The sequence below is a fragment of the Bacteroides sp. ET489 genome, from assembly GCF_030518095.1.
GTDB classification, from domain to species: Bacteria; Bacteroidota; Bacteroidia; order Bacteroidales; family Bacteroidaceae; genus Bacteroides; species Bacteroides ndongoniae.
Genome location: NZ_JAULLJ010000014.1, coordinates 53,408 through 67,889 on the forward strand (window position 1 = coordinate 53,408; position 14,482 = coordinate 67,889).

Sequence of the window (14,482 nt, forward strand, 5' to 3'; positions counted from 1 at the left end):
GTGCCGTTTTTTTCCCAGTTAGGAAAAAATATCTGCCTAACTGGGAAAAAAATATTTCCTAACTGGGGAAAAAACGGGGGAGAATATTCGCGATATTTCGAACCATAGTTTTTTAAATATTCATTTTTTATTCGTATATTGCGCCAATAACACTGAACGAACGGAAATATTTTATGAAACAAGTCCAGATTTTAGCATTGGCTATGAGTATGACAGCAGTATCTTGTGGTGTGAAACAATCCAAATTGGTGTATCCCGAAACGGCGAAAGTAGATACGGTAGATGTGTATTTCGGCACGGAAGTCCCCGATCCGTATCGTTGGCTGGAGAATGATACCAGTGCGGCAACGGCTGCGTGGGTCGAAGCTCAGAATAAGGTTACAAACGGTTACTTGTTGCAGATTCCGTTTCGTGAGGCATTGTTGAAACGCCTGACTGCGGTGTCCGACTACGAAAAGATAGGTACGCCGTTCAAAAAACACGGAAAGTATTATTTCTTCAAGAATGACGGTCTGCAAAATCAGAGCGTATTGTATGTGCAGGACAAGCTGGATGGCGAACCACGTGTGTTCCTCGATCCTAACCGTCTGTCGGACGACGGTACGGTGGCACTGACCGGCATCTTCTTCTCACACAATGGAAAGTATGCGGCCTATACCATTTCGCGTAGCGGTTCGGACTGGACCGAGATTTATGTGATGGATGCAGAAAGCGGACAGCTGCTGGACGATCACATCGAATGGGCCAAGTTTACCGGAGCCGAATGGCAGGGCGACGGATTCTATTACAGTGCTTACGATGCTCCCGAGAAAGGAAAGGAGTTCTCCAACATGAATGCCAATCATAAGATATACTATCACAAACTGGGTACTCCCCAGTCGCAGGACAAGCTGGTGTACCAGAATCCGGCCTATCCCAAACGCTTCTATACTTGCAGTGTGAGCGAGGATGAGACGATGCTCTTCTTGTACGAAAGCGGAGAAGGACGTGGAAATGCCTTGTACGTGAAGGATCTGCGCCGGAATGACGCTCCCTTTGTGGCGATGGCTACAGATATGGACTATCAGTATAGTCCGCTGGAAGTGATTGGCGGGAAAATATATCTGTTCACCAACCACGGAGCTCCGAAAAACCGCATAATGGTGGCCGACCTTGCCAAGAGCGAACTGAAAGACTGGACAGAACTGGTGCCCGAGTCGGAAGCAGTGCTGTCGGGCGCACAGGTGATTGGCGGAAAGCTGTTCCTGACTTACGACAAAGACGCTTCCAACCACGCTTATGTGTACGGACTCGACGGCAAGCAGTTGCAGGAAATCAAGCTGCCGTCGTTGGGAACCGTGGGCTTCAGTGGCGACAAGGACGACAAGGAATGTTTCTTCAGCTTTACTTCGTTCACCATTCCGGGTGCTACCTATAAATATGATATGGATAAGAATACATACGAACTGTTCCGTGCGCCGAAGGTCGATTTCGATGCCGATGCTTTCGTTACCGAACAGGTGTTCTATCCCAGCAAGGACGGTACGAAGATTCCCATGTTCCTTACATATAAGAAAGACCTGAAAAAGAACGGTACGAATCCGGTATACCTGTACGGTTACGGAGGTTTCAACATCAGTCTGAATCCTGGCTTCTCGGCTATGCGCATTCCTTTCCTGGAGAACGGAGGAATCTATGCGCAGGTCAACCTGCGCGGAGGCGGCGAATATGGCGAAGCCTGGCATGTGGCCGGCACAAAGATGCAGAAGCAGAATGTTTTCGACGACTTTATTGCGGCGGCCGAGTATCTGATAGCTGCCAACTATACCAATAAGGACAAGATAGCCATCGTGGGAGGCTCGAACGGAGGTCTGCTGGTAGGTGCCTGCATGACGCAGCGTCCCGATCTGTTCCGTGTAGCCATTCCCGAAGTGGGCGTGATGGATATGCTTCGCTATCATAAGTTCACCATTGGCTGGAACTGGGCAAGCGATTACGGTACGAGCGAAGACAGCAAAGAAATGTTCGAGTACCTGAAGGGGTATTCGCCCTTGCACAACCTGAAACCGGGTACAAAATATCCTGCCACTATGGTTACGACGGCCGATCACGACGACCGCGTAGTGCCGGCACACTCGTTCAAGTTTGCGGCAATGCTGCAGGCTTGCAATGATGGAACGAATCCGACCCTTATCCGCATCGACAGCAAGGCCGGACACGGAGCAGGAAAGCCCATGAGCAAGGTGCTGGAGGAGCAGGCAGACATATATAGCTTCATCATGTACAACCTGGGAATGGGTTTTAAGGAATAAAATACGTAGTTTTTGTCATTTTATCATTTATTAATCAAAATATCGCTTTAAAATTTAGGAAATACGAAAAGTTTTCCTATATTTGCAGTGTTGTTTGTTGACAAATTGCTCGAATGACCTTGAATAAATAACAGAGGCAATAACCTTTTAAAAAAGTAATATTATGAACATCGAACGTATCATGTCCTCTTTGGAGGCTAAGCACCCCGGCGAGTCTGAATATCTTCAAGCCGTAAAGGAAGTACTTCTTTCTATAGAAGATATATATAACCAGCATCCAGAGTTCGAAAAAGCAAAGATTATAGAACGATTGGTTGAACCTGACCGGATTTTTACGTTCCGTGTTACGTGGGTGGACGATAAGGGTGAAGTTCAGACGAATCTGGGTTACCGTGTACAGTTCAATAATGCCATTGGTCCGTACAAAGGCGGTATCCGTTTCCATGCTTCCGTCAACCTTTCCATCCTGAAATTCTTAGGATTTGAGCAGACTTTCAAGAACGCGCTGACTACGCTGCCTATGGGGGGCGGTAAGGGAGGTTCCGACTTCTCACCGCGTGGTAAGAGCGATGCCGAAATTATGCGTTTCTGCCAGGCATTTATGCTGGAATTGTGGCGTCATCTGGGACCCGATATGGATGTTCCTGCCGGTGATATCGGCGTAGGTGGCCGCGAAGTAGGCTATATGTTCGGTATGTACAAGAAGCTGACCCGTGAGTTTACCGGTACGTTTACTGGTAAGGGATTGGAATTCGGCGGTTCGCTGATCCGTCCTGAGGCTACAGGTTTCGGTGGTTTGTACTTCGTGAACCAGATGCTGCAGACGAAAGGTATTGATATTAAAGGTAAGACAGTAGCTATCTCCGGTTTCGGTAACGTGGCTTGGGGTGCTGCTACAAAAGCTACGCAACTGGGTGCCAAGGTGGTTACCATTTCCGGTCCCGACGGTTACATTTACGATCCGGATGGCATCAGTGGCGAAAAGATTGACTATATGCTGGAACTTCGTGCTTCGGGCAATGATATCGTTGAACCGTATGCCGAGCAGTTCCCGGGTGCAAAATTCGTAGCTGGCAAACGTCCGTGGGAAGTGAAGGTAGACATCGCACTGCCTTGCGCTACACAGAACGAGCTGAATGGCGAAGATGCCCGTCACCTGATAGATAATAACGTGACTTGCGTAGGCGAAATATCCAACATGGGATGTACGCCCGAAGCCATCGACCTCTTTATCGAAAACAAGATTATGTATGCACCGGGTAAGGCTGTAAATGCCGGTGGTGTGGCTACCAGCGGACTGGAAATGTCGCAGAACGCCATGCACCTGAGCTGGAGTGCTGCAGAAGTGGATGAGAAACTGCACACTATCATGCACGGCATACATGAGCAATGTGTTAAATATGGTACAGAACCTGACGGTTACATCAACTATGTGAAAGGCGCAAATATCGCCGGATTCATGAAGGTGGCTCACGCCATGATGGGTCAGGGAATAGTATAAAGAAACTTTGTTTAGTTGTATTTGTATTTGTGGTTTGTGCTGCCTGCGGCCTGTGAAGGTATGGGGCAGTACTTTTTTTATATAGGCGTATATAATCATTTTCCGGATTGATGGAATTATGACGGGAGAATTGTATCTTTGTGTGCGAAAACGAAGAATGCTAACCAATCATAATTATAAAAGATGTTACAACCGGAATTAAAACAAAGACGTGATAAGATACGTGTACTGATGGCTCAACGTGGAATTGATGCCGCCCTTATTGCTTGCAATGTCAATCTGATATATACCTACGGAACTGTAGTTAGCGGTTACCTGTATTTGCCGCTGGAATCGCCTGCCCGTCTGTTTGTCAAGCGCCCCAATAACATTACCGGAGAACATGTACTTCCTGTACGCAAGCCCGAACAATTGCCGGAACTGATACTGGAGTGTGGCTTGCCTTTGCCCAAAAAACTGATGTTGGAAGGCGATGAATTGTCGTTTACTGAGTACAATCGGCTGGCAGCCTGTTTCCCCGAAGCGGAAGTTGTGCCGTGCGGTTCGTCGCTGATTCGTCAGGCACGCAGCATCAAGACGGTGATGGAGATTGAGATTTTCCGTCGTTCGGGAGCTGCGCATGCCAAAGCTTACGAACAGATATCGTCTGTTTATCGTCCGGGCATGACCGACCGTCAGCTTTCCATCGAGATAGAACGGTTGATGCGTCTGGAAGGCTGTCTGGGCATTTTCCGTGTGTTTGGGCAGAGTATGGAAATTTTTATGGGTAGTCTGCTGGCAGGTGACAATGCTGCTGCTCCTTCTCCCTACGATTTTGCCTTGGGTGGTGAGGGACTCGATCCTTCGTTGCCGGGAGGTGCAAACGGTTCACTGTTGCAGGCAGGACAGAGCCTGATGGTAGATATGGGCGGTAACTTCTACGGCTATATGGGTGATATGAGTCGTGTATTCTCTATCGGTAAATTACCGGAAAAGGCGTATGCGGCACACCAGACGTGTCTGGAAGTGCAAGAAGCCATTGCCAATATGGCGAAGCCGGGCGTAGCGTGCGAAGATTTGTACAATACGGCTGTCAAGATGGTGGAGGAAGCCGGATTTGCCGATTATTTCATGGGAGTAGGACAGAAGGCTAAATTCATCGGTCATGGCATCGGTTTGGAAATAAACGAAGCACCTGTTATCGCTCCCCGCATGAAGCAGGAGCTGGAGCCGGGCATGGTATTTGCTTTGGAACCGAAGATTGTGTTGCCGGGTGTCGGTCCGTTAGGTATAGAGAACTCATGGCTGGTAACTACCGAAGGAGTGGAGAAACTGACCGTGTGCAACGAAGAAATTATCGAGCTTTAAGAAAGAAATCTTTCGTGAGAAGGAGGGTGTCTAAAGGAAAACGCTTCCTTAATTTGATATACCCTCTTGTATCCTTAGAAAATAAGGGCACATAAAAAAGAAGTGCAAATATGCTGCCATTCCGTTCAGAGTCGAGGAAATGACAGTATGTTTGCACTTCTTTTATATTGTTTCGTGTGTGGTATTCTATTTTTCTGCTACTTGCAGGCAGATCCTATTTTACCCTTCTGTTCAGCTGGTTGTTGGCTTTCGATGGTTTCGACTTGCCTATTCTTTTTCCTGTCGGCTTTTTTTTGCTGCTGGTCCGCCGCGGACGAGTATGTGTATTCTTATTCCCCCTCATAATATTCGTCTAAAAAGTATCGTGTTATGAAATCCCAGTTGTTCTGCAGTACTTCTTTTCCTTGCGGGAAGGGAAGTTGGGCATCAGGCAGAAGTCCGTGCTGTATACCATACTTTAACAGGTCGAACGGACAATGGCCGGGCAGGCAGAACAGCTTGTATGCTTCGGCAGCAGCCGTCGAAGCATTGTAGGCTGCATTGCGGGCATCGCAGAAGCAGGCTGCCACACCAGGAGCCATCAGCATGCCTTTAGCGTTGGCATAGATCACAAAGTTCTTTTCGTCTTTCAAGTCGGCCAGCAGGCCATCGGGATGGTCTTCCCACTTCAGTTCTTGAGTCAGGAAGGTGTGCAGTTCGCGGTAGGTGGCGAAATAAAGCAGGGGATAGCCGTTGCTGTACTTCAGGCAGCGTTCCACGTCCTTGGTCAGCCGGCTGTCGGGAGTGATTTCGGGTAAAGTAAGCGAAGGAGTTTCCAGTACTTGGCTGTTCCTCATCCACGAGTCGGGTGAAGGTATTTCGCCAATAGGTGCTTCTTCGAACAGGCTGTCCATTTCATCATACAGTTTTCCGGCCAGTGCCAACAGTTCCTTGTCATAAGGATTCTGGAAATGAAAAGGAGCGTGAAGATCGGCGAAAGCTTGCAATTCCGGATGGTCTTCGTCCGGGAGGAGAGCCGGTTGCGAAAGGCTGTCCCATAACAGCAGGCATACATCGGGCAGGTTGATTTCGTCGTCAATGTAATCGGTACACTCGTAGAAAGGTAACGTCTGGTGGTAGAGCTGTCGGTATTTGTCACAGAAAACTTTCCAGCCGCCAGACTGGGCAATGGTATCGTAGAAGTACAGACTTACCCGGATGGCTGTTTTGGTCAGGTCGTAAAACGTATGACCGGCATACAGAGGAGAGCTGTCGATCAGGGGAAGCAGACGGTTGGCAAAGTCTACATACCATTTGTCGGCCGGCTGTGTCTGGTTCCGGGCGTTGGCTGTCAGCCAGTCATTCATATATATTTTCTTTGTCTTCATCATGTCAGAGTCGTTTAAGTGCCAGTTTGATAACCTGTTCTACCGGAGCATCGGGCGTTTCTTTCAGAATGGCCAGAACCACTTTTTGCGAGGCAGCCTGTGCAAATCCCAGCATGGTGAGGGCTGCTACGGCTTCTTCTTGCAGTTCGCTGTTGGCCATGCCTGCCAGCGGAAGTCCCGGTTCTACACCCATGGCGGCTGCTACGGCTCCGGTCTTTATCTTGTCTTTCAGGTCTACGATGATGCGTTGGGCGGTTTTCAGTCCGATACCTTTCACTGTTTTCAGCAGATTGGCATTTTCGTTGCTGATGATGTTGATAAGTTCGGTGGGCGACAAGGCCGAGAGAATCATTCGTGCCGTATTGCCTCCGATGCCCGATACGGTGATCAGCAGCAGGAAGAGTTCGCGTTCCTGCTTGTCGGCAAAGCCGTATAACTGGTAGGTATCTTCGCGGATGGCTTCGTAGATGTAGAGCTTGCATGTCTTCTTGCCCTGTATGGCCGAGTAGGTGTTGAGCGAAATGCTGGCTATGTAGCCTACGCCGTTGCAGTCGATGACAGCGGTTGCCGGACTAAGTTCGGCAAGTTCGCCTCGGAGGTATTCTATCATATGTTTATGAGTTTATGAGTTCTTGAGTTGTTGGTTTGGAAGCTCTTTCGTCTTCGGGGTCGGAACAAATGCCATGTCTGGTTTGTTATATGTCCGGTGCAAATGTACGAAATATCCATTGGCTATAAAATAGTCTTAATAAAGAAAAAAAGAAAATGGAAGATTGCACCGTTTTGTACGCTATTTGATGAATAATGCGTATTTTTGCACCCACTAAAAAGAAAACTGATAACTAAATTGGATAAAAGTATGAAAAAAGTAAGAGCTGCCATCGTTGGTTATGGCAATATCGGGCACTATGTGCTCCAGGCTTTGCAGGCTGCGCCTGATTTCGAAATTGCCGGTGTTGTACGCCGTGCAGGTGCCGAGAACCGTCCGGCTGAATTGAACGATTATCCTGTCGTGAAAGATATTAAAGAACTGGAAGGAGTGGACGTGGCCATTCTTTGTACACCGACCCGCAGTGTAGAGAAATATGCCAAAGAGATTCTGGCACTGGGCATCCATACAGTAGACAGCTTTGACATCCATACAGGCATTGCCGATCTGCGCCGTACGCTCGATGCTGAGGCCAAGGCTCACAATACAGTTTCCATCATCTCGGCCGGATGGGATCCGGGAAGCGATTCTGTAGTACGTACGTTGCTCGAAGCTATTGCACCGAAAGGCATCACGTATACCAACTTCGGACCGGGCATGAGTATGGGACACACAGTAGCCGTAAAGGCCATTGAAGGTGTGAAGGCTGCATTGTCCATGACGATTCCTACCGGTACGGGCATCCATCGCCGTATGGTATACATCGAACTGAACGAAGGTTACGATTTCGACAAGGTGGCTGCTGCCATTAAGGCCGATCCTTACTTCGTGAACGACGAAACACACGTGAAACTCGTGCCCAGCGTAGACGCACTGCTCGACATGGGACACGGTGTGAACCTGACTCGTAAGGGTGTTTCGGGCAAGACGCAGAACCAGCTGTTCGAGTTCAACATGCGTATCAACAATCCGGCTTTGACTGCTCAGGTATTGGTTTGCGTGGCACGTGCAGCTATGCGTCAGCAACCGGGCTGCTACACGATGATCGAGATTCCTGTCATCGACTTGCTGCCGGGTGAGCGTGAAGAGTGGATTTCACATCTGGTATAATCTTACCTGTATTATATAGGAGAATAGCGAGGGCGCGTCCGTTTTGGATGCGCCCTCGTTTTGTTTTTTCGTCTTACTTCACTGGTTTCAACAGCAGTGTGTGGTTGTTGCTGTCGCGCCATTCGGCCATCAGGGCATAGAAGTCGCGGTAGGTCTGAGGAGTGAATAATTGTTGTGTGATGCTGAGGCTTCGTGTCACGGTTACTCCCTCTGATCCTTGCTTATAGCTGAACGATACCTTGCCACATGGACGGGTCAGCGTCTTGTCGGCTTTCTGACTCCAGGTGGTACCTTCGGGCAGCTTGACCAATGTTTCGCAGGTCACTTCCACGGTTTGTGGAAGCAGGATGTTTTCGCGGATGCGGGTATTGGTAGCGTATGTATATAAAGGTAAGGCGGCCGATACCGGTTTCAGGGTGACAACCTGCCATCCGTCGGGCAGTGTCTGCGAGTTGTCGGCATTGACTTCCAATACGTCTTTCTGAGTGTCTTGAGCTGTGTTTACCGCCAGTTTCAGGGGCTGTGCCTGCAGGGTAGTCACCGTCATGTAGTCTTGTAGTCGGGATTCGCCTGTCCCTTGTACGGCCGCTCCTTTTTGGGGAGCATTTTCGGATTGGGCTATGAGGGAAACGATGGAAGCAAGTCCCCGGTTATCTGCTTCTGACGGGCGGAGAGCGCAGATGGCTGCTTCGGCTTTCATTCCGGCTGCCTGTTGCAGGGCGACATCCAGGTTGACCAGTTCGGCCTGTGTACCGTAGGCACTACGGATGACTTCCGATGCCGGACGCAGGCGGTATCCTGCTTCTTGCAGCGACACTTTGCACTGGCTGGAGGTGTACAGTCTGTTCATGTAGGTGGCGATGGCTGTGCGCAGGTCGGTGCTGTCTTGCTGTGCTGCCTGCTTCAGTTCGTTCAGTTGGGCTTCAATGACTGTGCGGTCGCCGGGGGTGAACTGCTGGGCAAGTGACTTCAGTGCGTCGGCATAGCTTGCCCATGTAGAAGCCATGATAACAGGCATCATGCCGGAAGCTACCTGCTGCACCATGCCCAGACTGCCTCGCAGTGAAGGGTAAGAGTAGGGGCGCGGCTCTACGTTTTTCAGTTTCCAGGTGACGGATTTCATGCCATCTTTGTTTGCTTCTGCCGGACGGGCGGAGGCATTCAGCAATTCATAGTGCAGCGTCTTGCTTTCGGGAACTTCGATGCGGCAGGTGAACTCGTCGATGGGCGACAGTTCCTTCACCGGGCAACAGATATCCAGTTCGGGTAGATAGCCGGCACGGCTCTTGATAGAGTAATCTAAATAAATGGTGGCACCCAGCTCCAGGCCGGTATGTACTACTACCATTTCTTTCAGCCGATTGTAGGCCGGAGCATTGGCGGCTGCGGAGGGCAACACTTCGACAAAGGCGTTGTCGGGGGTACGGATGACGGTACCATCCTTCTGCCGCGTGTACGAATCGTGTATTTCGAGCTGCTGGTATTGCGGATCGTAGACGATGAACGTTTCGCCGTAGAGGCTGTTCATGGCGGCGTGGGTATAGAGGGTCAGTTCTTTCTGCACGCGGAGTTCCTGACTGCCGTCGGCGTGCAAGGTGTAGGTCTTCGACAGTTTGCCGAAGCGGGCTTCGGAGGCTGCCTGCGCGGTGAGGGTCACGGACAGGAGCAGGGCAAGTACACCTATATATAAATGGATTGTTTTCATTTGATTCACTTGGATTTATTGGTGGACATTGTTATTATCTCTTTTTGGCAACGAAGTAGCGGTTGTAACTCTTGGCCATATTAACAGCTTTGCGGAAAGAGAACCAGTCGGATGCTTCGTACACACGTTTGTTTAGCTTGAGGGTGGTCTTTACCGTTACGAGGTTGCCCTCTCCTTTGATGTTGCCCTCGAAACTGGCGGCTGCTCCTACTGTATTTTCGGTCGTTTCTGTCGACTGTTTTCCTTTCAGCAGGTAGTGGTCGGGCAGGCGCAGTGTTTCGTTCAGTTCTACCAGGCGCGAACAGCCGTCCTTGAAGCCATATTGGCGTGTCTCCAGACTGATGTCGATGCGCAGATAGGACATCACTTGCGTGTAGAGGTTGTTCATCACAAACAGTTTGAAGACCATTCCGTCTTCGTCCGTTTTCATGGCATAGTCGGGTATTTCGTAGCGGAAGGTGATGCGGATGGGTGCCTTCTGATAGTCTTTCGGATTGCGTCCGTAGTCTACACTGAGGAGACGTGCCTTGGGCGAAACGTTGAGCAGTTGGCGTTCCATGGTGTTCTGCCATTCGCTTTGGAAGCCGGTGGTGAAGATGCGGCGTATGTTGCTGTCGCTCTGTCCTTCGGCTTCGATGGTGAAGCTGCCTCGCAGGGTGCCGTCGGCAGAAAGGCGGTTGTCGGCATTGATGCGTACGTAGTGATTCTCGGGGGCAGAGACGGGTGTCAGGCAGAGGTCGGTTCCTTCGGGTGTGCCCGGCAGGTAGTTCTGCTGTTGTTCGGCACTGCTCCACAGCTCACGGCAGAAGGGTACCCATGTAGGGTCGAGGGGCATCAGTGTGCCGTCCTGCAGGCGCACCACGGCTACGCAGTGGTTGAAGTGGTCGGCAGGGATGGTCTCTACGCGGCTGCCTGCCATCGTCATGGCCGGATAGGCTTCGAAGCCCGCCATGCGCAGGAAGGCGATAAGCGTACCGGCAATGTCCTTGCACACACCGCAGCGGTCGGTATAGTTCATTTTCAGGTTGTGCAGGGTGAAGCCTTCGCCCTTGCCCATAGTGATGCCGGCGTAGCGAATGTTGTCGGCCACCCAGTGGGTCAGTACGGCTATTTTCTCCAGGTCGGTCTTTTTGCCGCGTATCAGTTCGTCCACCTTTCGCTGGGCTTCGGGGATGGCGGTGAAGCTGCCGTAGTCTTCGTTGACGCCGTAGAACCAGCGCGACTTGTCACGCCAGTCGGCAGTGGTGGACATCATCAGTTTGGGGGCAGCGTCGTAGAAGTCCACCATGTTCGGCTCGCGCTGGAAAGGCATCAGACCGTCCGAGGCAAAGGTGTAGACTTTGCGTCCGTCCTCGTAGCGCAGTGACGAGGCGCAGCTGCCCTGGTAGAACTGGAACTGCATGTCCTTGTCGGCAGGCAGGCTAACGCGGTAGACTTTGCGTACCGTCGGGTCGCTGCTCCAGAAAGGTACGATGTCGTAGAACTGGCCACGCATGGGCGGGATGAAACGTGAGTCGTCGTCCTCTTGCGGCGTATCGGCCAGCAGGGCGTAGGTGAATCCTTTCTTGTCAATCTCGTAGTCGATGACGTCGCCGGGTTTCAGTTGTCCCAGTTCGATCATAATCTGGCGGGCACCCCAGTAGATGGCACGGGCGGGTGCGGCATAGTCCTGGGTTTTCGTCACGTCCACTTCGGTCTTCGTGCCGTCGGCATGATGGATGGTGACCCGACGGAAGCGGGCGGCGGCTGTCAGCGGGTCATAGTCGTACTTCAGTACGCGTTGGCGCAGGGCACCGGCAGGTGTCTGCACCTTGACGGCGCGGCACACGGCGAACGAGCCTTGTCCGGTGGGTTGTACTGTGACGCTGGTGCTGTCCAGCAGGTTGACGCAATCGTGTCGGGCGTAGGCTTCATCCTGTAGAGCCTTCTGTTCGAGGGGCTTCCACGACTGGGCCTGAAGGGCCGTCGCTCCGCATAGCAGGACGGCGGCCAGGGTAGCAGTTGTCTTTTTCATGCAGTGATGAATGATTAATGGTGAATGGTTAATGATCGGTTATCCGTTTTCTTTCCGGACGTAGACTTTGTGGCTGCCTGTGCCCATGTGGCCGATGCCGCTGCCGGGCGTTTCGCTCCATCGCTTCAGCTCGCTGGCGGCGGCATTGCGCAACAGGCCGGTCAGGGCGCAATAGTCCTTTACCCGCAGCATGGGGTTCTCTTTCAAGTAGTCCTGAGCCAGTTGCAGACGTTGTTCGGCAGTATAGCGCTGCGAGGAGCGGCGTGCTTTCCATTCCGACTTGCTCAGGTGGCATTTTTGTCCGGTTTGCTGGATGAGTTCCTTGTCGGCGCGGAAGTTGATGTCGCGCAGGTAGATGCTTGCGGCGCTGATGCGGTACTCCTTTCCTTCGCTTTCGCGCAGGTCGCGTTGCTCTTCGGCCTGCGGGCGCAGCCCGAGCGAGGGGGTGAAGATGCCCAGTCCGTCTATCTTGACGGAGCGTCCTTGCGCCATTTCGTAGGCGATGGATTCGGTCAGCGCACGCACCAGCCCGATGATGTCGCCGGGGGTGAAGCTACTGGCGTAGTTGATGTGTCGGGCCAGGTACTCCAAGTCCACTTGTCCCCACAGCTTGATGCGCGGGTAGGTCACTTTCTTTCCTTCTTCGTTGGGCAGGGTCAGTTCCTGCATCTGATATTCGGCCATGGTGTTTCGTCCTTTCTTGTGATGGATTAAACTTATGCAGGGTAGGCAGTTGGTCGACCTTATTCATGGAATGCTTTGCCGGTATGCCGTGGGGTAAATAGGTCTTTCTGCTGACGCTGCTTTCATCTCGCGTGCCGGGATGTACATTTCGCGGCTTGGGATGTGTGTCCCGGCACGCGGGATGTACATCCCAGCAGCTAAGATATAACTTTTCCTTGGGAAATGCAAGTAGTTGGTACTGAATAACGAAATAAGGGCTGCACCCGAAGTGGATGCAGCCCCTGACTAGTGGTATACGTATTTATTGCAGTTGTTCGAAGAAGGTCTCGATGCGGTCCTTGTCGATGAAGAGGAAGGAAGTGCCGCATACGTCGCGTTGCTTCATCAGCTTCTCTAAGCCGTGGCGGTCGTCGCTTCCGGCAGAGAGTATCTGTTCTTCGTACTGCTGACAGGCGGTTTTCGCTTCGGGGTCGTCGGGCAGGGCGGTGTAGTTGCCCAGGTACCAGTTGCCGCTGAACGTGTTGTCTGTGGACTTGGTCAGATCGAAGCGCGAGGGCTCGGCAGTGTAGAAGATGTTCTGGCTGAAGGTGGTGCGGGCAGCATAGCCATCCCAGCTGTCGGACACGATCATGCTGCGGTCGATGTCCTTGCCCGGCTTGACGTTGGCGTGGATGATGTTGCGCTCGATGCGCGTATCCTCTACCTGTCCGGCAATGTGGATGCTGGGTGAGAACATACCCTGACGGGTGGGCTTGGGCCGGATGCCGTCGCCGATGCTGATGTTGTAGCGCACGATGCTGCGCTGGTTGCCCAGGCTGTAGTCGCGTTCGTTGCCCGAGTCGCATACCAGTACCAGACCGCCGTAGTTGTCGTGGCTGTAGTTGTACTGGATGACGGTGTTCGTACAGTTATAATCGCAGTCGTAAGCCTGTGCGTCCCAGGGAGCCTTGTGGCCGCTGACGTGGTTGAACTGAATCGTGGTGTTGTCGCAGCTCCAGGGCCAGAAACCTGCGGCGGCTTCGGTCATGGGCAGTACGTCGGGGCAGTTGCGCATCACGTTGTACTCGATGAGGGTGCTGTCGCAACCGATGGGAACGATACCGTCGCCGGGCACTTCCTCGATAAGGTTGTAGCGCACTACGGTATGCTTGCTGGGGAACCAGTTGCGGCGGTCGTAATAGCCTTTCCAGATCATGGCGTTACGCGTACAGCGCATGATGTGGCAGTTCTGGATGACGAGGCTGTCGAAGCACGAACGTATCTGTTCGCCTTCGTTGACGATGTAGATGCCGCTGCCTCCGCCCAGTTCCTTGACGGGCGACCCGTTGACGTCGCGGATGGTGAGTCCGTCGATGCAGATGTTGCGCGCCACGCCGTAGTCGCGGCATTCTATCTTCAGACCCGTACGCAGGGGCAGGGGTTGCTTGCCTGTGTTTACGATTTCGAGGTCGCGCATGGTAAGGTATTCCGAATTGAAGATACGTACGGCATAGAGCGAGGTTTCGTCGCCTACAATGCAGGGTTGGGGCAGTGTTTCGTCTCCGTAGGCTCCTACGATGACGGGCTGTGCGGGGGTACCTTTTCCGTTGATTTCGAGTTGCCCGTTGAAGGTGGCTCCCCGTTTCAGCAACACTTGTTCGCCGGGAGCAAGGGTGATTTCCTTGACTTTCTTCAGGCTTTGCCAGGCCTTGTCGGCCGATCGGCCGGAGTTGGCATCGTTTCCGGCTACGGGGTCGATGTAGTAATTTGGGGACGTGTTGCAGGCACTAAGCAATGTTGCGAGACAAAAGAGTTTGATAAATACTTTTTTCATG

General features: G+C 51.9%; 10 protein-coding genes. 4 read left to right on the forward strand and 6 right to left on the reverse strand.

Translation table 11 applies throughout. The features are described from left to right. The first annotated feature begins 173 nt into the window (after nt 1-173). The 3 genes from Q3C19_RS09675 (at nt 174) to Q3C19_RS09685 (ending at nt 5,139) form a co-directional block, all read left to right on the forward strand. Nucleotides 174-2,291 carry a prolyl oligopeptidase family protein gene (locus tag Q3C19_RS09675; RefSeq protein WP_302728976.1) on the forward strand — a complete coding sequence of 706 codons (2,118 nt, stop codon included), beginning with the start codon at nt 174-176 and terminating at the stop codon, nt 2,289-2,291. A gap of 163 nt (nt 2,292-2,454) precedes the next feature. Continuing rightward, the gene (gdhA, locus tag Q3C19_RS09680) at nt 2,455-3,792 is read left to right on the forward strand and encodes an NADP-specific glutamate dehydrogenase (RefSeq protein ID WP_071148823.1); all 1,338 of its coding nucleotides are present in this window, start codon (nt 2,455-2,457) and stop codon (nt 3,790-3,792) included. 183 nt (nt 3,793-3,975) lie between these two features. Continuing rightward, nucleotides 3,976-5,139, forward strand: coding sequence for a Xaa-Pro peptidase family protein (locus tag Q3C19_RS09685; RefSeq protein WP_302728978.1), 1,164 nt, complete (start codon nt 3,976-3,978; stop codon nt 5,137-5,139). Between the two features lie 329 nt (nt 5,140-5,468). Here Q3C19_RS09685 and Q3C19_RS09690 read toward each other — a convergent pair whose 3' ends face one another. Both Q3C19_RS09690 and ruvA read right to left on the reverse strand, forming a co-directional pair. Continuing rightward, a complete protein-coding gene (locus Q3C19_RS09690) occupies nt 5,469-6,506 on the reverse strand; it encodes a DUF3843 family protein (RefSeq protein ID WP_302729017.1) in 1,038 nt (345 codons plus the stop codon). Between the two features lie 4 nt (nt 6,507-6,510). Continuing rightward, nucleotides 6,511-7,116, reverse strand: a complete 606-nt coding sequence (gene ruvA, locus Q3C19_RS09695) for a Holliday junction branch migration protein RuvA (protein WP_022163366.1) — start codon at nt 7,114-7,116, stop codon at nt 6,511-6,513. A 249-nt stretch (nt 7,117-7,365) separates the two neighbouring features. On the opposite strand from ruvA, the gene Q3C19_RS09700 reads away from it, so the two are divergent. After that, nucleotides 7,366-8,265, forward strand: coding sequence for a diaminopimelate dehydrogenase (locus Q3C19_RS09700; RefSeq protein ID WP_022163365.1), 900 nt, complete (start codon nt 7,366-7,368; stop codon nt 8,263-8,265). A gap of 73 nt (nt 8,266-8,338) precedes the next feature. On the opposite strand, the gene Q3C19_RS09705 is transcribed toward Q3C19_RS09700, so the two are convergent. The 4 genes from Q3C19_RS09705 to Q3C19_RS09720 all read right to left on the reverse strand — a co-directional run bounded on the left by Q3C19_RS09705 (nt 8,339) and on the right by Q3C19_RS09720 (nt 14,481). Further along, nucleotides 8,339-9,970: a DUF3857 domain-containing protein gene (locus tag Q3C19_RS09705; protein ID WP_302728980.1), complete on the reverse strand. Its 1,632-nt coding sequence runs from the start codon at nt 9,968-9,970 to the stop codon at nt 8,339-8,341. Between the two features lie 34 nt (nt 9,971-10,004). Next, entirely contained in the window at nt 10,005-11,984 is a 1,980-nt protein-coding gene (locus tag Q3C19_RS09710) for a DUF3857 domain-containing protein (RefSeq protein WP_302728982.1), read from the reverse strand. A 39-nt stretch (nt 11,985-12,023) separates the two neighbouring features. Continuing rightward, on the reverse strand, nt 12,024-12,668 hold the full coding sequence (locus Q3C19_RS09715; RefSeq protein WP_277121374.1) for an HU family DNA-binding protein: 645 nt from the start codon (nt 12,666-12,668) through the stop codon (nt 12,024-12,026). Between the two features lie 301 nt (nt 12,669-12,969). After that, entirely contained in the window at nt 12,970-14,481 is a 1,512-nt protein-coding gene (locus Q3C19_RS09720) for a right-handed parallel beta-helix repeat-containing protein (RefSeq protein ID WP_302728985.1), read from the reverse strand. Nucleotide 14,482: the final 1 nt, after the last annotated feature.